Genomic DNA, 22,580 nt, shown 5'->3' with positions numbered 1-22,580 from the left:
CGCTGTTATCGAGAATCTGGTGTGAGAGATGTTGCGAGTCATAGTCCGCCGCCTGCTCCAGCTGGTGGTGACCCTGATAGCGCTGTCGGCGCTCATCTTCATCTGGCTGCGGAACCTGCCCGGCGGTCCGGTCGACGCGCTGCTCGGCGAGCGGGCCACCCCCGAGACCCGCGCCCTGCTGACCAAGGCGCTCGGCTATGACCAGCCGATCCTGGTGCAGTACGCCAAGTTCATGCAGCGGGTGCTGACCGGCGACTTCGGCAACTCGATCCGGACCGGCGACGCGGTCACGGAGGTGATGGGGCGGGCCTTCCCGGCCACCATCGAGCTGGCCCTGGCCGCCATGATCATCGCGATCGGGTTGGGTGTACCGCTCGGTTACCTCGCCGCCCGCTTCCGTGGCCGGCTGCTGGACAACCTGAGCATCGCCGGCACCCTGCTCGGCATCTCGATCCCGATCTTCTTCCTGGGCTACCTGCTCAAGGACGTCTTCACCCAGAACATCCACTGGTTCCCGCCCTCCGGGCGGATCAGCACCGGCGTGGACAACACCAACATCACCGGGTTCTTCCTCCTCGACAGCTTGCTCACCCGGGAGTTCGACGCCACCGCCGACGCGCTGTGGCACCTGATCCTGCCCGCGTTCACCCTGGCCACCATCCCGCTGGCGGTGATCGTCCGGATGACCCGGGCCAGCGTGCTGGACGTGCTCAACGAGGACTACGTCCGCACCGCGGAGGCGAAGGGCCTGCGGCACAAGACCATCCGGGGCCGGCACGTCCTGCGCAACGCCCTGCTGCCCGTGGTCACCACCATCGGCCTGCAGACCGGCGCGCTGCTCTCCGGCGCGGTGCTCACCGAGAAGGTCTACAACTGGGGCGGCCTGGGCACGCTGATCACCGACTCGATCAGCGGCGGCCGCGACTACCCCGTGCTGCAGGCGCTGATCCTGCTGGCCGCGCTGGTCTTCGTGGTGGTCAACCTCCTGGTCGACCTCTCCTACGCCGTCATCGACCCGAGGGTGCGTGTGCGATGAGCGACCCGATCACCCGGCCCGGGGTGGCCGCCCCCCGCGACGGCGCCGACCCAACCGGCACCGGCGAACGGCCGGCGGGCGCGACCGAGCGCGGCATCGGCCGGCTCGGCGACCGGAAGAAGGCGCGGCTGGACGAGCTGGCTCGCGCCAGCGCCGACAAGGGCGGCGTGAGCCTCGTCCGGGACGCCTTCCGCCGGCTGCGGCGCAACCCGGTCGCCATGTTCGGCGCGGCCATCGTCGCGGTGTTCGTCCTGGTGGCGATCTTCGCGCCGCTGCTCGCGCCGCACGACCCGGCGCAGCGTTTCGACGAGCTCACCAAGAACCTCACCGTCGACAGCATTCCCGGGGCCAGCAGCGATTTCCCCCTCGGGTCGGATCCGCTCGGCCGGGACTTCCTGTCCCGCCTGATCTACGGCAGCCGGCAGACCCTCTTCGTCGGCGTGTTCGCCACGCTGATCGGGCTGGCGCTCGGGGCGCTGATCGGCGCCGTCGCCGGCGCCTTCGGCGGCTGGGTCGACAACGTCCTGATGCGGCTCACCGACGTGATGCTGGCCCTGCCGGCTCTGCTGCTGGCGATCAGCCTGGTCGCCATGGCCAGCCGGTCGAGCCAGTGGACGGTGATCCTCGCGGTGGCCATCGTCAACGTGCCGATCTTCGCCCGGCTGCTGCGCGGCTCGATGCTGGCCCAGCGGGAGAGCGACCACGTGCTGGCCGCCCGGGCGCTCGGCGTGAAGCAACGGTCCATCGTGCTGCGGCACATGCTGCCCAACGCGATGACCGCGGTGATCGTGCAGGCCACGCTGACCCTCTCCACCGCGATCCTGGAGGCCGCGTCGCTCTCCTTCCTCGGGCTCGGCGACCCGGACATCAACCGGGCCGAGTGGGGCCTGATGCTCGGTGTGGACGGCGTCCGCTACTTCGAGGTCCGGCCCGAGCTGGCCTACTACCCGGCGTTGGCGATCATCATGGTCGCGCTCGGCTTCACCCTGCTGGGTGAGGGCATGCGCGATGCGATCGACCCGAAGAACCGGCGGTGACGGCGATGCGTGGGACCAGCACGACCGCCGCCGATCGGCGAGAGGAAGTGACCCGATGAGCCTGCTCGACGTACGCGATCTGAGCGTGGTGTTCCAGCGTCGCGGTGAGCAGTCGTTCACCGCGGTCGACAAGGTCAGCTTCAGTGTGGAGCCGGGGCAGACCGTGGGCCTGGTCGGCGAGTCCGGCTGCGGCAAGAGCGTGACCAGCCTGGCGATCATGGGCCTGCTGCCCCGGCGCGGCAACAAGGTCACCGGCGAGGTGCTCTTCGACGGCATCGACCTGCTCCAGCTCCGCCCGAACGACATGCGGGACCGGCGCGGCCGGGACATCGGCATGATCTTCCAGGACCCGCTCTCCTCGCTGAACCCGGTCGTGCCGATCGGCGTCCAGGTCGCCGAGGTGCTGGAGCGGCACCGCGGCATGGACCGCAAGGTGGCGCTGAAGGAGGCCCGGGAGCTGCTCGACGCGGTCGGCATCCCCGACCCGAACCGGCGGCTCAAGGAATATCCGCACCAGATCTCCGGCGGCATGCGGCAGCGCGCCCTGATCGCCATCGCGCTGGCCTGCAAGCCGCGGCTGCTGATCGCCGACGAGCCGACCACCGCGCTGGACGTGACCATCCAGGCGCAGATCCTCACCCTGCTCAAGCAGCTCGTCGACGAGACCGGCACCGCGCTCATCATGATCACGCACGACCTGGGCGTGGTGGCCGGCCTCTGCGACACGGTCAACGTGCTCTACGGCGGCAAGGTGGTCGAGCGGGCCGCCCGGCACGAGCTGTTCGCCCGGCCGCGGCACCCGTACACGCACGGGCTGCTCAACTCGGTGCCGCGGCTGGACTCGCCCCGGGGTGAGCCCCTGCACGCCATCCGCGGCTCCGTCGCCGACAACATCCCGTGGGTCGAGGGGTGCGCCTTCGCCCCCCGCTGCAACAACGTGGTGGACGCCTGTCTCGAGGGCACGCCTCCGCTCGAACCCACCGCCACCGGCGGCGACCTGCGCTGCAACAACCCCGTTTCCGAGGAGGTGGCGGTGCCGTGACCGAGCGGACCGGACCACTGGTCGAACTGCGCGACGTCAAGGTCCACTTCCCGATCAAGAGCGGCGTGTTCATCGACCGCACCGTCGGCTACGTGTACGCCGTCGACGGCGTGTCGCTGTCGATCAACAAGGGTGAGACGTACGGCCTGGTGGGCGAGTCGGGATGTGGCAAGTCCACCCTCGGGCGGGGCCTGCTGCGGCTGGTCGAGCCCACCGCCGGCGAGATCGTCTTCGACGGGACCGACATCCGCTCGCTCAAGGGCGAGTCGATGCGCCGGGCCCGCCGCCGGATGCAGATGATCTTCCAGGACCCGCTGTCCAGCCTCGACCCCCGCCAGTCGGTGGAGTCGCTGCTGGTCGAGGGGCTCAAGGCGCACGGCCTGGCCGGCGACAAGGCGGCCACCGCCAAGAAGCTCCGGGATGCGCTGGCCGCGGTCGGCCTGCCCGCCTCCGCGCTGAGCAAGTACCCGCACGAGTTCTCCGGCGGCCAGCGGCAGCGGATCGGCATCGCCCGGGCGCTGGTGCTCGACCCCGACCTGATCGTCGCCGACGAGCCGGTGTCCGCGCTGGACGTGTCGATCCAGGCGCAGGTGCTCAACCTGCTGGAGGACCTGCAGAACGAGCGCGGCCTGACGTACCTGATCATCGCCCACGACCTGGCGGTGGTCCGGCACATCGCCGACACGGTGGGGGTGATGTACCTCGGTGGCCTGGTGGAGGAGGCGTCCAGCGACGACCTCTACCGCGAGCCGATGCACCCGTACACCAAGGCGCTGATGTCGGCGGTGCCGGTGCCCGACCCGGTGGTGGAGGACCGCCGGGAGCGGATCCTGCTCGCCGGTGACCTGCCCTCGCCGACGAACCCGCCGGCCGGCTGCCGGTTCCACACCCGCTGCCCGTGGGCCCAGCCGACCCGCTGCGCCGACGAGCGGCCGGTGCTGCGCGAGGTGCTCAGCGGACACCGGGTGGCCTGCCACTACGCCGAGGACATCGCCGCCGGCCGGATCCGGCCGCACGAGGTGGAGCCGGAGCTGGTGCGGCCGGACGAGGGCGCGGCGCCGGGCGACCCCGGCGAGCTGATCCCAACACTCTGACGATTCGTCGTCCGGCCCGGACGGGGGCGTCCCCACCGGGTCGGCCACCGGCCACATTTGCGAACCGGCGGGTGGGCCCGGACCAAGCGTCCAGGCCTACCCGCCGATTGCGTCATTCGGGGCGTACGGCCAACTGGATCCGCAACGGCGACCCGAGATGGCGGATCGCTCCCGACCAGCCAGCTCCCAGCCACGACGAGCACGGGTCAGCCCTCGGGCCGGTTGAGCAGGGCCACCGCAATCGTGTGCACGGCGTCCAGCCCGGCCGGGTCGGCCAGCGGTGCCCGGCCGCCGGTCACCGCGTACCACTCGTCGGCGTCCTTGTACTGCACGGACAGGGTGACCTGGCCGCCGGCGAGTTCGGTGCGCAGGGTCAGCTCGCCGGTCACCACACCGACCTCGTCCGTCATCACCCCGCCCGGGCCGGCCGTGATGTCGGTGACCCGCTGCTGCGGCCCGGCCGGCGCCCCACCGGTGGGCGCTCCCGGAACGGCGTCCGCGGACATGCCCGCCCCGGACACGTCGGCGGGGGCGGGCGGAGTGCCGTCCGCGGACATCCCGGCCGTGGCCGGCCCCGTCGGCGTCCCGCGCTCGCTCATGCCGGCACTCCGCTCGCTCATTTGCAGCCCTCCAGCATGTCGGTCAGGGCGGCCTTCTCGGCAGCCGTCACTGTCAGCCGCCAGTAGTGCTTGACCGTCACCCAGTCCGCGGCGTATTGGCACCAGTACGACCGGTTAGCCGGCTTCCACTGGGACGGGTCCTGATCACCCTTTGCCCGGTTGGAGCGCGCGGAAACCGCCACGAGCTGCGGCCGGGTCAGGTCGTTGGCGAAGTCGCCGCGCTTCGAGTCGTCCCACTCGTCCGCGCCCGAGCGCCAGGCGTTGGCCAGCGGCACCACGTGGTCGATGTCCACGTCGGCCGGGTCGGTCAGGACCAGCCCGTCGTACCGGCTCTCCCAGTGGCCGCCCACCACGTTGCACCCGGAGAGCTTGATGCTCCCCCCGTCCCGTTGCAGCACGCTGTCCCGCACGTCGCAGTTCTTGCCGGTGCCCCGCCAGTGCGGGAAACGGGTGCGGCTGTAGCCCTTCATCGAGCCGGCGGTGGCGACGGTCAGCTCGTCGAGCTGCTGGATGGCGTTGCCGGCGTCGCTCGGCGCCGCGTCCGGCTCGTCGACCACCGGCACGCAACCGGCCGAGACGAGGGCGAGCGCCGCGGCGAGCGCGGCCGCCAACCCGGTACGGACCACTGCTCTCGTACGCACAGACGACACCTCTCCAGCTTGCGGGCTCCCGGCGAGTCCGCACAGTACCCCGGCCTCGGTTTCTGTGATTCGTGGCGTCGCGTGGGGGTGCCGGGCAGAGTGGATACCCATGACGGCACCTGCTCCCGCGCTCCGGACCAGTAACGCCGCCGGGCGGGGCACCCTGTTCGCCACGATCCTGGCCTCCGGCATGGTCTTTCTGGACAGCACGGTGGTCAACGTGGCGCTGCCCCACCTCGGCTCCGCGCTGCACGCGACCGTCGCCGATCTGCAGTGGACCGTCAACGGCTATCTGCTGATGCTGGCCTCGTTCGTCCTGCTCGGCGGTGCGCTCGGCGATCGGTTCGGCCGCCGGCGGCTCTTCCTGCTCGGGGTGGCGTGGTTCGCCGCGGCTTCCGTGCTCTGCGGCCTGGCCCAGGGGACCGGCTGGCTGATCGTGGCCCGGGTCCTCCAGGGCGCGGGCGGGGCGCTGCTGACCCCGGGCTCGCTCTCCGTGCTCCAGGCCAGCTTCCACGCGGACGACCGGGGCCGGGCGATCGGCATCTGGTCCGGGCTCTCCGGGGTCTCCACCACGCTCGGCCCGCTCCTCGGCGGCTGGCTGATCGACGCGCTCTCCTGGCGGTGGATCTTCTTCATCAACCTGCCGCTGGCGGTCGGTGTCGTGCTCGCCGCGCTGCGCTGGGTGCCGGAGAGCCGGGACGAGACCGTCTCGCGTACCGGCGGCGGGCGGCGGTTCGACATGACCGGCGCGTTGCTCGGCGCGCTCGCCCTGGGCGGGGTCACGTACGCCCTGATCGACGCCCCGGCGCGCGGCGCCGGCTCGCCGGCGGTGCTCGCGACGGCGCTGGTCGGGGTGGTCGCGGCGGTGCTCTTCGTGCTGGCCGAACGACGGCGCGGGGACAGTGCGATGCTCCCCACCGGCCTCTTCTCCAGCCGGCTCTTCTCGGTGCTGAACGTCTTCACCGTGGTGGTCTACGCGGCTCTCGGCGGTTTCACGTTCTTCCTCGCCGTGTATCTGCAGAACGTCGTCGGGTGGTCGGCGCTGCTCACCGGCCTGGCCACCGTGCCGATGACGCTGCTGCTGCTGGTGGGCTCGCCCCGGGCCGGCGCGCTCTCCGCCCGGATCGGTCCCCGGCTGCCGCTCACCGTCGGCCCGTTGGTGGCGGCGGTCGGCCTGCTGCTGTTGCGCCGGGTCGGCCCGGGCGCGTCGTACTGGACCGATGTGCTGCCCGGGGTCGGCCTGTTCGGGGCGGGGCTGACCCTGGTGGTGGCCCCGCTCACCGCCTCGGTGCTGGCCTCGGTGGCCGACCGGTTCGCCGGGGTGGCGAGCGGGCTCAGCAACGCCGCCTCCCGGGCGGGAAACCTGCTGGCGGTGGCCGCACTGCCCCTGCTGGTCGGACTCTCCGGCACCGGCTACGAGCAGAAGCCTGCGCTGACCGGGGCCTTCCGGGCGGCGATGTTCTGGTGTGCCGGCCTGCTGCTGGTCGGCGCCGCGATGGCCGGGCTGCTGATCCACCGGCCGCCCAGGAAGGCGCCCGGCGCCCAGCCGTGCCCGTCGCTGCCCGCTTCCACCCCGCCCGACAAGCGGTGAAGGGCGGACCGTTTCTCGACGTCTTCAAAGGCGGAAGGGCCGGGACCGGCGTGCGGGAAGGGTCCCCGGCTGGTGCCCGAGGCGCCAACCGGGGACCCTTCCCTGCCACTCAGTTGCGGGCGCGGTTGACCGCGCTGGTGACCGCCTTCACCGAGGCGGTCACGATGTTCGGGTCCACCCCGACACCCCAGACCGGGCGGCCGTCCACCTCACACTCCACGTACGCGGCGGCCTGCGCGTCCCCACCCGAGGAGAGGGCGTGCTCGTGGTAGTCGAGCACGCGCACCGCCACGCCCAGGGACTGCAGCGCGTTGACGTACGCGTCGATCGGGCCGTTGCCGACCGCGGTGAGCGGGCGGACCTCGCCGCCGAAGCCGACCTGGGCCTCGATCTCGACCTTGCCGTCGGCGGTGCCGATGGCGTAGCTGGTCAGGGCGACCGCCGGGTCGACCTGGTGGTCGACCAGGTAGTTGCGGGCGAAGATCTCCCACATGGTGCCCGGCTCGACCTCGCCGCCGTCGTGGTCGGTGACCTGCTGGACCACGCCGGAGAACTCGATCTGGAGGCGGCGCGGCAGGTCGAGCTGGTGCTCGCTCTTCATGATGTACGCGACGCCGCCCTTGCCGGACTGCGAGTTGACCCGGATCACCGCCTCGTAGGTGCGGCCCAGGTCCTTCGGGTCGATCGGCAGGTAGGGCACGGCCCAGGTGAACTCGTCGACCGGCACGCCGGCCGCGGCGGCGTCGACGTGCAGCGCGTCGAAGCCCTTCTTGATCGCGTCCTGGTGCGAACCGGAGAAGGCGGTGTAGACCAGGTCGCCGGCGTACGGGTGCCGCTCGTGCACGGGCAGCTGGTTGCAGTATTCAACCGCCCGCTTGACCTCGTCGATGTTCGAGAAGTCGATCATCGGGTCGATGCCCTGGGAGAACAGGTTCAACCCGAGCGTCACCAGGTCGACGTTGCCGGTGCGCTCGCCGTTGCCGAACAGGCAGCCCTCGATCCGGTCCGCGCCGGCCAGCAGGCCCAGCTCCGCGGCGGCCACGCCGGTGCCCCGGTCGTTGTGCGGGTGCAGGCTCAGCACCAGGCTGTCCCGCCGGGGCAGGTGCCGGTGCATCCACTCGATCGAGTCGGCGTACACGTTCGGCATGGCCATCTCGACGGTGGCCGGCAGGTTGACGATCAGCTTCCGGTCCGGGGTCGGGTCGACCACCTCGATGACCTTGGCGCAGACCTCCAGCGCGTACTCCAGCTCGGTGCCGGTGTACGACTCCGGCGAGTACTCGTAGTGGATGTCGGTGTCCGGGGTGTGGATCTCCGCGTACTTCTGGCAGAGCCGGGCGCCGGTGGTGGCGATGTCGGTGATGCCGTCCCGGTCCAGGCCGAAGACCACCCGCCGCTGCAGCGTCGAGGTGGAGTTGTAGAAGTGCACGATGGCCCGGCGAGCGCCGCGCAGCGACTCGAAGGTCCGGTCGATCAGGTGCTCCCGGCACTGGGTGAGCACCTGGATGGTGACGTCCTCCGGGATCAGGTCCTGCTCGATCAGCTGCCGGACGAAGTCGTAGTCGGTCTGGCTGGCCGAGGGGAAACCGACCTCGATCTCCTTGTAACCCATCTGCACGAGCAGCTGGAACATTCGGCGCTTGCGCTCCGGCGACATCGGGTCGATCAGCGCCTGGTTGCCGTCGCGGAGGTCCACCGCGCACCAGCGCGGCGCGGCCTCGACCTGGCGGGTCGGCCAGGTGCGGTCCGGCAGGTCGAGGCGGAACTGCTGGTGGTACGGCAGGTAACGGTGGAACGGCATCCGGCTGGGGCGCTGCCGGGCGATCGGATCGGTCTCAGCTTCGGTGGCGGTTTCAGCCATCTCGGAGTGCTCCCTGGGGGCATGTGGCGTCAGCAGATCGGAAGGTGTCGGCGAGATGCCGGGCGACGTTGCCGGGCGGTGCCGAGAGAAAGATCGGATGTGCTGGACGGCGCGGTTCAACTCCGCGACGAGGTGCCGGCCGGTCAGGCCTCGTCGCGGCAGCCAAGGAGAAGGTGCGCCTGCCACATGACAAGGTGACCCTACGTGATCACGAGGCCCGGTGGTAGCTGGGTCCGTCATGTGAGACGTGGATCCCAGTCACCGCCGTGCCACGGCAGAGCGTCCGCGCCAGGGCTCGGGGAGGGATCCAGGGTCGCTCGACGACCGCAGGCGCGCCGCCCGGCCCCTGATCAACCCGGCACGCGGGTGGGCGTGTCGGCCTCTGGTCCACTCACCGCACCGGCGCCCGGCCCGACCGGCGCGGTCTCGCCGAGGCGGGGGCGGCGGGCCGCCCAGCCGACCAGTGGCACCGCCGCGACCGCGGCGCCGGCGAAGAGCGCGGCCATCGGGAACCAGCCCCAGCCGCCGGTGGTGACCCCGAGCGCAGTCAGCCCGGCCGGGCCGGCCAGATACTGGAGCTGCCCGCCGAGCCGGAACGCGCCGACGTAAGCGCCCCGGTGCGCGGCCGGCGGAAGTGTGCTGGTGATCCCCCAGGCACCAGCCGACTGGACCATCTCGGCGAGGGTGAGCACCACCGCCGCCACCACCAGCACCACGATCGTCAGCACCCCACCAGTCACCGCCGAGATCGGCAGGACCAGGCAGAACAGGGCGATCAACAGGCCGCCGACGCGCAGCGCCCGACCGGCGCCGGCCACCGTGTCGGCGCCCCGGCTGGCGCGTACCTGGAGCAGCACCGCGAGGATCGTGTTGAGCAGCACCAGCGCCGCGATCAGGATGCGCGGTGCGTCGGTGTGGCTGAGCACCCAGAGCGGCAGCACCACCAGGTAGAGCGTTCCGTGCGCGCCGAGCAGCCCGGCCAGCAGGGACACCGCCATGAACGGCCGGTCGCGCAGCACGGCGAAGCGACTGGGCCCGTCAGCCGGTGCGGCCGCGACCGGCACCCGCGGCAGCCGGTGCACGAAGATCGCGGTGACCAGCAGCATCGCGGCGTTGAACCAGACCATCCCCCGGTACGCGGCCAGCGTGTCCACGGCCAGCACCACGCCGCTGATCACCGCGCCCAGCCCGAAGCCGACATTGAGCGCCGAGCGCTGGTAGGCCAGCGCGGTCACCCGGTCCTCCGGGCGGAGCACGTTGATCGAGTAGACCTGCCGGGCCACCCCCGTGGTCGCGTCCACCACGGCCAGCGCGACCACCACGGCCAGGAACCCGGCGAAGCCGCCCACGAACGGGTACGCCCCGAAGAGCGCCGCCTCCGCCAGCATGCCGACCAGCCACACCCGCTGCGCGCCGTACCGGTCGGTGACCGCGCCGAGCGGAACCGTGCCGAGCAGGGATACCCCGGCGGCCAGCGAGAGGCCGAGTCCGACCTGGGTCGGGCTGAGCCCGAGCGCCCGGGTGAAGAAGACCGCGCTGCCGGCCTGGAAGAGGCCATGGCCGACGGCGTACACCATGGCCTGCACGGCCAGGGCGCGGGTCAGGCCGGCCGGCGGTACGACGTGCCGGACGGCGATGCGGATGGTGTCCCTGGCCCCCATGAGCGTCGAGCAAACCGTGCCCCCCGCGGCCCGGTCGAGCCTTTTAGGCTGAGCCGAATCCTCGACGGGGGTGGTGATGTCACAGCTGCGGTTCGGTGCGGCCGACGTAGCGGGGGTACGCCTCGCCATCTCCCCGGTCGGGGAGACCGTCTCCAGCATGTGGGCGCTGGACGACCCGGTCCGGCACGCGGTGCACCTGCCCTGGATCGACCGGGCCCGGGCGACGCTGCGCCGCCCGGACGTCGCGGTCCGGGTCCGGCCACTGGTCGAGCTGACCCGGCCGCGCCGCTGGCTGCCCGACTTCCTCACCCCAGCGGCGGCCCGCCCCGACGTCGAGCTGGCGGAGCAGCTCGACCAGATCGCCGCCACCCCGCCGGATGTGGTGGTCCGGGACCTGCTGGCCACCGTGCCGAGGCGCCCGCTGAGTCCGTTCGGGTGGGCCCTGCTCAACGACCCCCGTGGCCTGCTGCCGCAGCTCGTCACCGCCCTGCGGGTCTGGTACGACGAGGCGATCGCCCCGGACTGGCCGCGGATCCGCGCGCTGCTGGAGGCGGACATAGCCCACCGGGCCGCCCTGCTCGCCGACGCCGGCGCGGGCCAGTTCTTCGGCCAGCTCCACCCGACCCTGCGCTGGCTCGGCGACCGCGTAGTCAGCGACGATCCGTGGCGGCTCGACTTCGACCTGGGTGGGCGAGGGCTGGTGCTCAACCCGGGGATCTTCACCGACCGCCGGGTGCTGTGGAACCTGTTGGAGGACTCGCCGCCCGCCGGGACGTACCCGGTCCGGGCGGTGGGGACGCTCTGGGAGGTGTCCCCCGTGCCACCCGGCGACCCGCTGGCCCGGGTGGTCGGGTCGGGCCGGGCCGCGTTGCTCAACCTCCTCGACACGGCGGCCACCACCACCGATCTGGCCCGCCGGGTGGGGATGTCCGGCGGGAACGTCTCCCAGCACCTTTCCGCGCTGCTCGCCGCCGGGCTGGTCACCCGGACCCGGCAGGGCCGGCATGTCCTCTACCGGAACTCCGAGGCCGGCATGGCCCTGCTCCGCGCCAGCCGCGGCGGCTGACCCGCGCCCTCCCGGCCCGGCTTTGCAAGATCGTGCTCGATCCTGGATCGAGTGGCATCCCGGTCACTCCGAGGGCACTACTTCCTGGATCGAGCACGATTTCGGCGCGGCGCGGGTCACCTGAGGAGGAGCGCGGCGAGGGGGCGGCGGCGGCGCAGCGCGGTCTCCCGGGCGCGCAGCTCCGCGGGGAGCGCGTACGGGTCGCCGAGGCGACCGACGGCCGCCACCACCAGCGGCCGGATCCCGGGCGCCAGATCCAGTTCGGTGGCGAGGCCGGCCCGGTCGAAGCGGGTGAGCTGGTGCACGTGCAGGCCGAGCGCGCTGGCCTGCACGGTCAGGTGGGCGACCGCCTGGCCCAGGTCGTACGCGGCCCGTTCCGGGTCGCCGCCGGTGTGCGCGCCGACCACCAGCGCGGCGGCGTGCCGGGCCCAGGTCTGGTCGTGCTCGGGGAGGTTGACGAGGATCCGCTTCCAGGTCTCGTCCTGCCGGTGCCCCAGGGCGAACCGCCACGGCTGCGCGTTCCCGGCCGACGGCGCCCAGCGGGCGGCTTCCAGCAGCGAGGCGGCATCGTCGCCGGCGAGTTCGACCTCCGGGTCGAACGCGCGGGGACTCCAGCGGAAGGCGAGCAGCGGTGTGAGGTCGGCCATGGGATAGAGCGTCCCGGAGGGGCGTTGGCTGCCCTCGGCCGGGCCGGTCAGATGTGGTTAAGAGCACCCGTAACGGACAATAGGGTCAAGGCGTTGCCGGGCTCGGGCCGACGGTGGGCGAGTCGGTGCCGATCGGCTCGCCCTCGGTGATCGGGCCGGCCAACCGTACGGTGGCCGGGGCCGGGCCGGGCTCGCCGGCCAGCGTCAGGGTGCCGAAGGCGGCGCGGACCGCGGTCGGGGTGCCGTCCGGCCGGTAGCAGTAGATGCCCACGTCCAGCGGAGCGTTCAGCGACGCGGAGGTCGACTCGACCGAGTAGCACTGGCCGCTGACCCCGGCCGGCGGCGTGGCCGGTGACACCGCGAGCGGGGCCCGCCGGTCGGTGAGCACCTCCAGCGAGTCGGTGAACGGGTGCTGCACCCGGACGTCCTGCTTCCGGGGCACGGCGTCGTCCGGCTCGCCGAGGCGTACGCAGCTCGCCGGCTCCGGGCGGCCGGCCGAGGGCAGCGCGCACTGGAACAGCCCGTCGGCGGTGGCGGCGAGCGACACGTCGACCGTGCCGCCAAGCCCCCAACCGGGCACGTCCACCCGCCAGGTGCCGTCGTTCGCGCTGGTCACCGAGACCGTCCGGGCCGAGCCGTCCGTGCCGGTCAACGTGTAGGTGGCGGTGACGTGCCGGTCCTGGGCGGCGGCCGCCAGGGCGGCCAGCTCGTCGCGGGCCGCGTCCACCTCCGCGGGCGCCGGGTCGGTGGCGCCGGGTGGGACCGGCTCCGGCGGGGCGGCGGTGCAGGCGGCCAGCAGCGCCGGCAGGACGATCGCCAGGGCGCCGGCCAGCCGCCGGGCCCTGCGGAGGTGAGCGTGCACCGAAACATTCTGCGGTGCCGGACGGGTCGGAGGAGCCCGCCGTACGGCTGTTCCGCCGGCGTGTCGCGGGACCCGCCGGCGGGGTGTCCGGCCCTGGTGAGCCGCCCCACGCCGGGCCGGATGGTGGGATCACCCGGCCCGGTGACGCGCGCCGCCCGATACCCTGAGGAGGTCTGACAAACGCCGCCGGACCGGAATCCGGCGGCGTCGGCACGCTCAGGGTCTTCGCTGGGAGGGAGTGCACCGTCGTGGCACTCGTGGTGCAGAAGTACGGCGGGTCCTCCGTCGCCAACGCCGAGCGGATCAAGCGCGTGGCCGAGCGCATCGTGGCCGCCCGCAAGGCCGGCGACGACGTGGTCGTGGTGGTCTCCGCGATGGGGGACACCACCGACGAGCTGCTCGACCTGGCCAACCAGGTCAGCCCGCTGCCCCCCGGCCGCGAGCTGGACATGCTGCTCACCGCCGGGGAGCGGATCTCCATGGCGCTGCTCGCCATGGCCATCCACAACCTCGGGTACGAGGCCCGCTCGTTCACCGGCTCGCAGGCGGGCGTGATCACCACCTCGGTGCATGGCAAGGCGCGGATCATCGACGTCACCCCGGGCCGCCTCAAGGGCGCGCTGGACGAGGGCGCGGTGGTCATCGTGGCCGGCTTCCAGGGCGTCTCGCAGGACACCAAGGACGTCACCACGCTGGGCCGGGGCGGATCGGACACCACCGCCGTGGCGCTCGCCGCCGCGCTCGACGCGGACGTCTGCGAGATCTACACCGACGTGGACGGCGTCTTCAGCGCCGACCCGCGGATCGTGCCGAACGCCCGGCACATCAAGCACATCACCTACGAGGAGATGCTGGAGCTGGCCGCCTGCGGCGCCAAGGTGCTGCACCTGCGCAGCGTCGAGTACGCCCGGCGCGCGGGGTTGCCGATCCACGTCCGTTCGTCATACTCGACCAACACCGGCACGATGGTCACCGGATCGATGGAGGACCTTCCTGTGGAACAGGCACTGATCACCGGGGTCGCCCACGACCGCAGCGAAGCGAAGATCACCATTGTCGGGGTGCCCGACGAGCCGGGTGCCGCCGCGCGGATCTTCGACACCGTGGCCGGCGCCGAGATCAACATCGACATGATCGTGCAGAACGTCTCCACTGAGGGCACCGGCCGCACCGACATCTCGTTCACCCTGCCCAAGACCGACGGCCCGACCGCGATGGCCGCGCTCAGCAAGATCCAGGACGTGGTCAAGTTCAAGGGCCTGCTCTACGACGACCACGTCGGCAAGGTCTCCCTGATCGGCGCCGGCATGCGCTCGCACCCGGGCGTCGCGGCCGGCTTCTTCGCGGCCCTCGGCGCGGCCGGCGTGAACATCGAGATGATCTCCACCTCGGAGATCCGGGTTTCCGTGGTGTGCCGGGACACCGACCTCGACAAGGCGGTCCGGGCCATCCACGACGCCTTCGACCTGGGCGGCGAGTCCGAGGCCGTGGTCTACGCGGGCACCGGGCGGTAGCCGGCCATGCCGTCGCTGCCCACCCTCGCCGTGGTCGGGGCGACCGGTGCCGTCGGCACGGTGATGTGCCAGCTGCTCTCCTCCCGGCGCAACGTCTGGGGCGAGATCCGGCTCCTCGCCTCCGAGCGTTCGGCCGGCCGGCAGGTGCAGTGCCGGGGTGAGTTGCTCACCGTCCAGGCGCTCAGCCCCGAGGCGTTCGACGGCGTGGACGTGGCGATGTTCGACGTCCCGGACGAGGTCTCGGCCGAGTGGGCGCCGATCGCGGTCAACCGGGGTGCGGTCGCGGTGGACAACTCCGGCGCGTTCCGGATGGACCGGGACGTCCCGCTGGTGGTGCCGGAGATCAACCCCGAGCAGGTCCGCAACCGGCCCAAGGGGATCATCGCCAACGCCAACTGCACCACCCTGGCGATGATCGTGGCGGTCGCCCCGCTGCACCGCGAGTACGGGCTGCGGGAACTGGTGCTCGCGTCGTACCAGGCGGTGTCCGGGGCGGGGCAGGCCGGCGTGGACGCGCTGCACGCCCAGCTCGGCAAGATCGCCGGGGACCGCGTGCTCGGCTCCCGTCCGGGCGACGTGCGGCAGGCGGTCGGCGACGAGCTGGGCCCGTTCCCGGCCCCGCTCGCGCTCAACGTGGTGCCGTGGGCCGGCTCGCTGGCCGACGGCGGCTGGTCGTCCGAGGAGCTGAAGATGCGCAACGAGTCGCGCAAGATCCTCGGGCTGCCCGACCTCAAGGTCTCCGCCACCTGCGTACGGGTGCCGGTGGTGACCGGCCACTCGATCGCCGTGCACGCGGTCTTCGCCACCGAGGTGGATGCCGAGGGGGCCCGGGAGGCGCTGCGCAACGCGCCCGGCGTGATCCTGGTCGACGACCCGGCCGCCGGCGAGTTCCCGATGCCGATCGACGCCGTCGGCACCGACCCGTCCTGGGTCGGCCGGATCCGCCGCGCCGTGGACGACCCGCGGGCGCTCGACCTCTTCGTCACCGGCGACAACCTGCGCAAGGGCGCCGCCCTCAACACCGCCCAGATCGCCGAGCTCCTCGCCGCCGAACTCACCCGCTCCTGACCCGGCCCGGGGCGCCGCCAGCGTCGGCCCCGGCGGGCGACGACCAGCCGGTAGCGGACGCTGGCCACCTCGCCGAAGTGGGGTGGATCAGGGGGCGGGGGAGGCCGCCACTTCGCCGAGGTGGAGCGGATCGCGCCAGGGCGCGGCGGACATGAGCGGTCAGGCGGCGGCGAGGCGGACGCCGTCGCGGCCGTGCCGCTTGACCGCGTAAAGGGCCTGGTCGGCGCGGCGGAGGGTCAGGTCGGGGGACTCGCCGGGCTGGGGCAGGGCGACGCCGACGCTGATCGTACGGCCGGTCCGCCGGGCCGCCTCGGTGAGCCGCTCGGCGATCCGGACCGCCTCCTCCGGGCGGCTCACCTCGATCACCGCGACGAACTCGTCGCCGCCGGTCCGGTACAGCTCGTCGCCCTGCCGCAACGCCCCCTCCAGCGCCCGGGCCAGCCCGACCAGCAGCCGGTCCCCAGCCTGGTGGCCGTAGGTGTCGTTGACGTCCTTGAAGCCGTCCACGTCGATCGCCAGCAGGGCGGTACGCCCCGGCGTGGCGCTCGCGATCCGCCGGCCGAACGGCCCGGTGTGGCGCAGCCCGGTGAGCGGGTCGGAGTTGGCCTGCTCGCGCAGCCGGGCGAGCGTACGCAGCCGGTCGAGGCAGGTCCACGCCTGCCCGGCCAGCAACTCCATCAGGTTGACCGTGGTCGGGTCGGGGCGCAGCAGCCGTTCGTCGGCGACCAGCAGCACCCCGCCGGTGTCCGGCGGCCCGACGGGCACCGTCACCAGGGTGCGCGCCCCGGCGCGGGCCAGCGGCAGGTGGTCCTCGGTCGGCGGGTGCCCCGCCTCGCCCAGCGTGTACGCCGAGCCCTGCCGGTGCGCCCGGGCGATCAGCCGGCCGAGCACGGCGGGGTCGGCCTCGGTCAGCTCGGCCCGGAGCCGGGACTCCAGCTCGCCGGGCGTGCCGGTCGGCGCGCTCAGCCGCGGCTCCTGCCGGTCGGCGAGGACCAGCACGGCGGCGGAGAGGCCCGAGACGTCCCGGGCCGCGGCGATCGCGGCGGTCACCAGGTCCCACTCGGTGGGCGCGGCGGTCATCGCGGCGGCGTGCCGGAGCAGCTTCTCGCTGCGGCTCTCGGCCGGCGGGCCGTCCAGCGCCACGATCCGGGCGCCCAGCCGGGCGGCCAGCCGCTCGGCGGTCTCCCGCCACCGGTCCAGCTCGACCGGGCCGCTCCACTGCAGGTCGAGCACGCCGATCGGCCGGCCCGTCGGGCCGCGCAGCGGCACGCAGACCTCGGCGGTGACATCGGGGCGTACCGGGAGGTGGTCGGGGTCGGCGGTGACGTCGGCGACGATGGCGGGCTCGCCGGAGGCGTACACCCGGCCGACGATTCCGGTCTTCGGCGGCACGGTGGAGAAGACCTGCCAGGCGCCGGTGGCCGCGACGCAACGGAGCCGGTCGTGGACCTGGAGCAGGATCGAGATGGCCGCCGGGGTGTGCCGGGCCAGCGCGGTGACCGTCCATCGGCACGCCTCCAGGGCGGTCGACGCCATCGGGAGGCGGACCGTGACGTCTCGGAGGACTCGCTCTTGATCCACGTCGTTCCTGGTCAGGGGGCCGGGGTGCGATCAAGGGTACTCAGCGGACGGTCCACCGACCTTCGTACACATGTGCTATCCACAGGGTGTGGACGCCGCCTGTGGGTAAGGCGGGGCCGCGCGGCGGGGCCCGCGACGATAGCGTGAGGGTCCCGGGCCCGAGGAGGCGTCGATGCTCATCGCCCAGCTCAGCGACCCGCACGTGACCACCGGCCCGCTCGCCGCCGAGCAGGCGTCCGGGCTGCACCGCGCCCTCGGCCGGGTCCTGGCCCTGCGACCCCGGCCGGACTGCGTGGTGATCACCGGTGACCTGGTCAGCAACGGCCGCCCCGACGAGTACGTCGCGCTGCGCGACATCATCGGGCGCTTCCCGTTGCCGGTGCACCTCGCCACCGGCAACCACGATGATCGGGAGTCCCTGCTCGACACCTTCGGCGGCACTCCCTGCCTGGGCGGTGGCTTCTCGGCGTACTACCACGTCGACCACCCGGACGCGACGCTGGTGGTGCTCGACTCGCTCGCCCCCGGCGGCAGCGGTGGGCGGCTCGGCGAGGAGCAACTCGGCTGGCTCGACGGGGTGCTCGCCGGCCGGCCGGACGCGCCCGCCGTCGTGTGTCTGCACCATCCGCCGGTCGCCGTCGGCGTCCCGGCCGCCGACGCCATCCGGCTCGCCGACGCCGACGCGCTCGCCGCGGTGATCGGGCGGCACCCCCATGTCGTCCGGGTCACCGCCGGTCACCTGCACCGGGCGGTGACCAGCGCGTTCGCCGGGACGGTGCTGACCACCGCGCCGAGCACCTGGGTGCAGGCCAGCCTGACCATGAGCGAGGACGAGGAGATCGGGCTGGTCGCCGAGCCGACCGCCTTCCTGCTGCACCGGGTGGCCGACGGCGGCTGTGTCACGCACACCGTCCAGGTCAGCCACGCCGCCGGGCAGACCTGCTGGTTCTGAAGCCGCGGACCGGCTCTGGTCCGTCGGTTACGAGCCGGCCGGCTCAGTGCAGCAGGGCGGCGCGCAGCGCCGGGGCCAGCGTCTCCGGCGGCACCTCGTGGAAACCACCCGCCAGGCTGAGGTGGGTGGCGCCGGGGATCGCCCCGGCCGTCGCGGCGGCCGCGTCCCGCAGCCAGCCCGGGCTGCCCGTGCTGTCCACCACGACCGTCGGTACGGCGATCGTGGCGAGCCGGGCGGCCGGCAGTTCGCCGCCGCCGGTCACCGTGGTGTCGTACGCCAGGGTGTGCGCCAGCCCTTCCATCCAGGCCCACTCCGGCGTGCCGCGCATGCCGGAGACCGCCTCGGCCGGCACCCCGACCGCCTCGATCAGGAACAGCCCGACCGCGTTGTCGCGCTGGCCCGCCGACACCAGTTCGGCCAGGCGTACGGCCAGCCCCGGCTTGGGGCCGCCGTGCGGCCCGGCCTGGAACGGGGGCTCGAAGAGCGCCAGCGCGATGACCGGCAGCCCCTCGGCGGCCGCGTACGCGGCGAGGATCGCCCCCGAGGAGAGGCCGTAGAGGTGGGACCGGCCGCCCGTCCGGTCGATCAGGGCCGCCAGGTCCTCGATCTCCCGCTGCACCGCGTACGGCCCGGTGTCGCCGCTGGCGCCGCGTCCCCGCCGGTCGTAGCCGTACACCGTGAAGTCGGACGCCAGCGCGGCGGCCAGCGGACGGGTGGTGCCGCGGTCGTTGAAAGCCCCGCCGACCAGGATGATCGGCGGTCCCTCCCCGGCGGTCTCGTACGCGATCATGGTGCCATCGGCGGACCGCACCGTATCCACCGTCCAGGTGGTCCCGTTCGACGTCATGGCTACTTTCTACTGCCGGCCCGGGACCGTGGGGGGCCGTGAAGGAATTCATCTGCCCGTCATGTCGGACTCTTCGGGCAGACCGGTGCACGTCGCCGCCTCCGTCCAGCATCCAGGTGTGCCGCCCCAGTCGACCGATCGCCCGGCGGATGAGAAGCTTGCCCCCGGCGGGGCGGCGTTTCCCCCGATTCACGCCGTCCGCCGACCGACCCCTGTCACGGCACACAGCAGGGTCGCCGGGCGAACCATCGTCCGGACCCGCCACGCGCCGGTATCTCACGAGGAGTCCCATGTCCGTCCCCGGCATGCGCCGGGCCGCTGTCGGCCTGGCCGCACTCGCCGCGACCGCGTTCACCGCGGTCGCCGTCCACCCGAATCAGGCTGAGGCCGATCCGAAGCCGGTTGATGTCAAGCTGCTGGCCATCAACGACTTCCACGGCAACCTCGAGCCGCCGACCGGATCCAGCGGCACCATCGATGGCAAGACCGCGGGTGGCGCCGAATACCTGGCCACTCAGCTGGACAAGCTGCGCGGCACCACCGAGGAGGAGCGGGAGCGCACCATCACGGTCGGCGCCGGTGACCTGATCGGCGCCTCGCCGCTGCTCTCCGCGGCCTTCCACGACGAGCCGACCATCGAGACGATGAACCTCGCCGGCCTCGACTTCACCAGCGTCGGCAACCACGAGTTCGACGAGGGCGCCACCGAGCTGCTGCGCATGCAGAACGGCGGCTGCCACCCGGTCGACGGCTGCGCCGACGGCACTCCGTTCAACGGCGCCAAGTTCCAGTACCTCTCGGCGAACGCCTTCAAGACCGCCACCGGCCAGCCGCTGCTGCCGCCGTACGGCATCAAGAAGGTCGACGGCATCAAGGTCGGCTTCATCGGGATGACCCTGGAGGGCACCCCGCAGATCGTCAGCCAGCAGGGTGTCGCCGGCCTGAGCTTCGCCGACGAGGCCGACACCGCCAACAAGTACGCCCGCATCCTGCAGGCCCAGGGTGTGCAGGCCATCGTCGTGCTGCTGCACGAGGGCGGCGTGCAGAACGGCGGCGGCATCAACGACTGCACCGGGTTCAGCGGCCCGATCGTCGACATCGCCAACCGGATGGACCCGGCCATCGACGTGATCGTCAGCGGGCACACCCACGCCGCGTACAACTGCAACGTCAACGGCAAGCTGGTCACCAGTGCCAGCTCGTTCGGTCGCCTGGTCACCGACATCGACCTGAAGATCGACCGGCGTACCAAGGACGTCATCAGCGCCAAGGCGAACAACGTCGTGGTCACCCGGGACGTCCCGAAGGACACCGCCACCACCGACCTGATCACCCACTACAAGACCGCGCTCGGCCCGGTGGCCGACAAGGTGGTCGGCGAGACCACCACCGCGATCACCAAGTCCCAGGAGAACCTGTACCAGACCGGGGTCGACGCCAACGGCAAGCCGACGTACCAGACCGGTGAGTCGCCGCTCGGCAACCTGATCGCCGACGCCCAGCTCGCCGCCACCGACAACGAGCAGAACGCGGTGGCCGCGTTCATGAACCCCGGTGGCGTCCGCGCCGACGTCGACGCGGGCCCGGTCACCTACGCCGAGGCGTTCACGGTCCAGCCGTTCGCCAACAACCTGGTGACGCTGGACCTGACCGGCGCGCAGCTCTACTGCATGCTGGAGCAGCAGTTCACCGTCGCCCGGGTGCTGTACGCGTCCTCGACGGTGCACTACGTCGTCGACGTCAACGGCACCACCGCGCCCGCCGGGACGCCGTGCAGCGGCACCCGGGTGGTCCGGGGCAGCCTCACCATCAACGGCACCCCGGTCGTTGACACCGCGACCTACCGGGTCACGGTGAACAACTTCCTCTCCGGTGGCGGCGACGGCTTCAGCGTCCTCCCGGGTGGGAAGAACCAGGTCACCGGCATGATCGACCTGGACGCCTTCACCGCGTACCTGACCGCTAAGTCGCCGGTCTCGCCGCCGGCGCTGGACCGGATCCAGACCACCGCGGAGGTTCCCGCCGCCTGACGGCGACCCGCACCACGACGGGCCCCGGAGCAGCCGCTCCGGGGCCCGTTCGCGTCCGGTCCTACGCTCGCCTCAAGAGGCCGCCAGCAGGCGGCAACTTCGGGGAAAGTGTCAACTTGAGGACGCACGTTTCCCGAGGATGCCCTCAGGCGACGACGGGCTGCGGCTGGGCCGCCGGGGCCGGGGCGGTGCGGCCGTCCTGGGCGGCGGTCAGCAGCGGGCGCAACGACAGGGCCAGCGCCGACGCGGCCAGGCAGCCGCCCACCACGACGGCCACCCAGAGCCGCCCGTGTGCCGCCCCGAGCAGCGGGCCGGCAGTGACCGGGCCGATGATCCCGCTGATTCCGAAGATCATCGAGCTCATCGCGTTGTACCGGCCGCGGAGCTCGTCGGTGGCGAGCGCGTTGGTCAGCGCCGGCATCACCGGCGAGAGCATGGTCTCGCCGAACCCGAAGATCGCCGCGCAGGCCACCACGCCGAGCGCCGCGACCAGGGCGTTGCCCGTGCCGACCAGGCCGGCCGCGCCGAGGACCAGCCAGGCCGCCGCGAAGACCGCGCCCACCCCGGCGAGCGCCCGGGTCCGGCTGCGCCCCTCCATCCGGCGGATCACCAGCAGCTGGGAGAGGACGATCATCACGGTGTTGCAGGCGAGGGCCCAGGCCACCACCCGCGGCGTCACCTCCACCACCCGGACCGAGTACGCGGTGAAGCCCACTTCGATCTGCGCGTAGCCGCAGGTGGTGAGCACCAGACCGAAGATGACCAGGCGCCGGAACGGCCGGTCCCGCAGCACGGTGAGGTAGCCCCCGGCCGACCGTGCGGCCGCCGTCGGGGCCTGCACCAGCCGGTGCCCGACGTGCGGCAGCGTCAGCAGGATCAGGCCCGGCGTCAGGTAGCTCAGCGCGTCCAGCAGGTAGATGGCCTGGAAGGTGACCGGGCGGGCGATGTCGACGACCGCGCCGGAGATCAGGCCACCCACCCCGATGCCGAGGTTGAGCAGGGCGAACTGGAGCCCGAACACCCGCTGCCGCTCACCGTCGCCGGTCAACGAGGCGAGGATGGTGGTCTGCCCGGCCCAGAGTGCCGAGCCGCCGATCGCGATCAGGGTGCTGACCGCGAAGGCCGTGCCGATCGAGTCGACCAGCGCGAGCGAGCCGGTGCCGACGGCCTCGATCGCCAGGCAGGGCAGCACCACCCGGCGGGCGCCGAACCGGTCGATCAGCGTCCCGCCCAGCGGCGACAGGGCGAGCGTCACCGCCCCGAACCAACCGATGACCAGGCCGGCCTGGTTGTCGGTCAGCCCGCGTACGTCGGTGAGGTAGATGAAGAGGAACGGCAGGGTCAGGCCACGCCCGATGGCCGACAACAGGGTGCCGAGCAGGATCCGACGGGCTTCCGGGCGGGCGGGTAGGGCGCGGCGCAGCATGCCT

Annotated in this window: 19 protein-coding genes; 10 read left to right on the top strand and 9 right to left on the bottom strand. The window is 72.6% G+C overall.

Annotation, left to right across the window (positions count from 1 at the left end):
- Nucleotides 1–28 precede the first annotated feature (28 nt).
- From ACFYML_RS03085 to ACFYML_RS03070, 4 genes are read left to right on the top strand one after another with little or no spacing between them, the layout of a single operon-like run.
- On the top strand, nucleotides 29–1,036 hold the full coding sequence (locus ACFYML_RS03085; protein ID WP_387418982.1) for an ABC transporter permease: 1,008 nt from the start codon (nucleotides 29–31) through the stop codon (nucleotides 1,034–1,036).
- The gene (locus tag ACFYML_RS03080; protein WP_387418981.1) at nucleotides 1,033–2,073 is read left to right on the top strand and encodes an ABC transporter permease; all 1,041 of its coding nucleotides are present in this window, start codon (nucleotides 1,033–1,035) and stop codon (nucleotides 2,071–2,073) included. The genes ACFYML_RS03085 and ACFYML_RS03080 overlap by 4 nt, the downstream gene beginning before the upstream one ends.
- Before the next feature lie 55 nt (nucleotides 2,074–2,128).
- Nucleotides 2,129–3,115: an ABC transporter ATP-binding protein gene (locus ACFYML_RS03075; protein WP_387418980.1), complete on the top strand. Its 987-nt coding sequence runs from the start codon at nucleotides 2,129–2,131 to the stop codon at nucleotides 3,113–3,115.
- Nucleotides 3,112–4,209 carry an ABC transporter ATP-binding protein gene (locus ACFYML_RS03070; RefSeq protein ID WP_387418979.1) on the top strand — a complete coding sequence of 366 codons (1,098 nt, stop codon included), beginning with the start codon at nucleotides 3,112–3,114 and terminating at the stop codon, nucleotides 4,207–4,209. The genes ACFYML_RS03075 and ACFYML_RS03070 overlap by 4 nt, the downstream gene beginning before the upstream one ends.
- 206 nt (nucleotides 4,210–4,415) lie before the next feature.
- Here the strand turns inward: ACFYML_RS03070 and ACFYML_RS03065 are convergent, their stop codons facing one another.
- Together ACFYML_RS03065 and ACFYML_RS03060 are read right to left on the bottom strand one after the other, a co-directional pair.
- Nucleotides 4,416–4,829, bottom strand: a complete 414-nt coding sequence (locus ACFYML_RS03065) for a hypothetical protein (protein ID WP_387418978.1) — start codon at nucleotides 4,827–4,829, stop codon at nucleotides 4,416–4,418.
- Complete coding sequence (locus ACFYML_RS03060; RefSeq protein ID WP_387418977.1) at nucleotides 4,826–5,470, bottom strand: HNH endonuclease family protein; 645 nt, start codon at nucleotides 5,468–5,470, stop codon at nucleotides 4,826–4,828. The genes ACFYML_RS03065 and ACFYML_RS03060 overlap by 4 nt, the downstream gene beginning before the upstream one ends.
- 109 nt (nucleotides 5,471–5,579) lie before the next feature.
- On the opposite strand from ACFYML_RS03060, the gene ACFYML_RS03055 reads away from it, so the two are divergent.
- Nucleotides 5,580–7,061, top strand: coding sequence for an MFS transporter (locus tag ACFYML_RS03055; RefSeq protein WP_387418976.1), 1,482 nt, complete (start codon nucleotides 5,580–5,582; stop codon nucleotides 7,059–7,061).
- A gap of 109 nt (nucleotides 7,062–7,170) precedes the next feature.
- On the opposite strand, the gene leuA is transcribed toward ACFYML_RS03055, so the two are convergent.
- On the bottom strand, nucleotides 7,171–8,922 hold the full coding sequence (gene leuA, locus ACFYML_RS03050; protein WP_387418975.1) for a 2-isopropylmalate synthase: 1,752 nt from the start codon (nucleotides 8,920–8,922) through the stop codon (nucleotides 7,171–7,173).
- A gap of 350 nt (nucleotides 8,923–9,272) precedes the next feature.
- Nucleotides 9,273–10,583 carry an MFS transporter gene (locus ACFYML_RS03045; protein WP_387418974.1) on the bottom strand — a complete coding sequence of 437 codons (1,311 nt, stop codon included), beginning with the start codon at nucleotides 10,581–10,583 and terminating at the stop codon, nucleotides 9,273–9,275.
- A 76-nt stretch (nucleotides 10,584–10,659) separates the two neighbouring features.
- Here ACFYML_RS03045 and ACFYML_RS03040 point away from each other — a divergent pair, with 76 nt between their 5' ends.
- The gene (locus ACFYML_RS03040; protein WP_387418973.1) at nucleotides 10,660–11,649 is read left to right on the top strand and encodes an ArsR family transcriptional regulator; all 990 of its coding nucleotides are present in this window, start codon (nucleotides 10,660–10,662) and stop codon (nucleotides 11,647–11,649) included.
- Between the two features lie 116 nt (nucleotides 11,650–11,765).
- On the opposite strand, the gene ACFYML_RS03035 is transcribed toward ACFYML_RS03040, so the two are convergent.
- Entirely contained in the window at nucleotides 11,766–12,296 is a 531-nt protein-coding gene (locus ACFYML_RS03035) for a nitroreductase family protein (protein WP_387418972.1), read from the bottom strand.
- A gap of 85 nt (nucleotides 12,297–12,381) precedes the next feature.
- Nucleotides 12,382–13,158, bottom strand: a complete 777-nt coding sequence (locus tag ACFYML_RS03030; protein ID WP_387418971.1) for a hypothetical protein — start codon at nucleotides 13,156–13,158, stop codon at nucleotides 12,382–12,384.
- Nucleotides 13,159–13,406: 248 nt separating this feature from the next.
- Here ACFYML_RS03030 and ACFYML_RS03025 point away from each other — a divergent pair, with 248 nt between their 5' ends.
- Both ACFYML_RS03025 and ACFYML_RS03020 read left to right on the top strand, forming a co-directional pair.
- Nucleotides 13,407–14,672 carry an aspartate kinase gene (locus tag ACFYML_RS03025; RefSeq protein ID WP_357439372.1) on the top strand — a complete coding sequence of 422 codons (1,266 nt, stop codon included), beginning with the start codon at nucleotides 13,407–13,409 and terminating at the stop codon, nucleotides 14,670–14,672.
- 6 nt (nucleotides 14,673–14,678) lie between these two features.
- Nucleotides 14,679–15,740: an aspartate-semialdehyde dehydrogenase gene (locus tag ACFYML_RS03020; RefSeq protein ID WP_387418970.1), complete on the top strand. Its 1,062-nt coding sequence runs from the start codon at nucleotides 14,679–14,681 to the stop codon at nucleotides 15,738–15,740.
- Nucleotides 15,741–15,899: 159 nt separating this feature from the next.
- On the opposite strand, the gene ACFYML_RS03015 is transcribed toward ACFYML_RS03020, so the two are convergent.
- On the bottom strand, nucleotides 15,900–17,276 hold the full coding sequence (locus ACFYML_RS03015; RefSeq protein WP_387418969.1) for a diguanylate cyclase: 1,377 nt from the start codon (nucleotides 17,274–17,276) through the stop codon (nucleotides 15,900–15,902).
- 217 nt (nucleotides 17,277–17,493) lie between these two features.
- Between ACFYML_RS03015 and ACFYML_RS03010 the strand changes: the two genes are divergently transcribed.
- Nucleotides 17,494–18,273, top strand: coding sequence for a metallophosphoesterase (locus ACFYML_RS03010; protein ID WP_387275164.1), 780 nt, complete (start codon nucleotides 17,494–17,496; stop codon nucleotides 18,271–18,273).
- A gap of 43 nt (nucleotides 18,274–18,316) precedes the next feature.
- Here ACFYML_RS03010 and ACFYML_RS03005 read toward each other — a convergent pair whose 3' ends face one another.
- Nucleotides 18,317–19,120: an alpha/beta fold hydrolase gene (locus ACFYML_RS03005; RefSeq protein ID WP_387418968.1), complete on the bottom strand. Its 804-nt coding sequence runs from the start codon at nucleotides 19,118–19,120 to the stop codon at nucleotides 18,317–18,319.
- Between the two features lie 290 nt (nucleotides 19,121–19,410).
- On the opposite strand from ACFYML_RS03005, the gene ACFYML_RS03000 reads away from it, so the two are divergent.
- Complete coding sequence (locus ACFYML_RS03000; protein ID WP_387418967.1) at nucleotides 19,411–21,150, top strand: bifunctional metallophosphatase/5'-nucleotidase; 1,740 nt, start codon at nucleotides 19,411–19,413, stop codon at nucleotides 21,148–21,150.
- Nucleotides 21,151–21,295: 145 nt separating this feature from the next.
- On the opposite strand, the gene ACFYML_RS02995 is transcribed toward ACFYML_RS03000, so the two are convergent.
- On the bottom strand, nucleotides 21,296–22,576 hold the full coding sequence (locus ACFYML_RS02995; RefSeq protein ID WP_387418966.1) for an MFS transporter: 1,281 nt from the start codon (nucleotides 22,574–22,576) through the stop codon (nucleotides 21,296–21,298).
- Nucleotides 22,577–22,580: the final 4 nt, after the last annotated feature.

It is taken from the genome of Micromonospora sp. NPDC007230 (assembly GCF_042869115.1).
GTDB lineage: Bacteria > Actinomycetota > Actinomycetes > Mycobacteriales > Micromonosporaceae > Micromonospora.
This window is presented reverse-complemented; position numbering and strand designations above follow the sequence as displayed.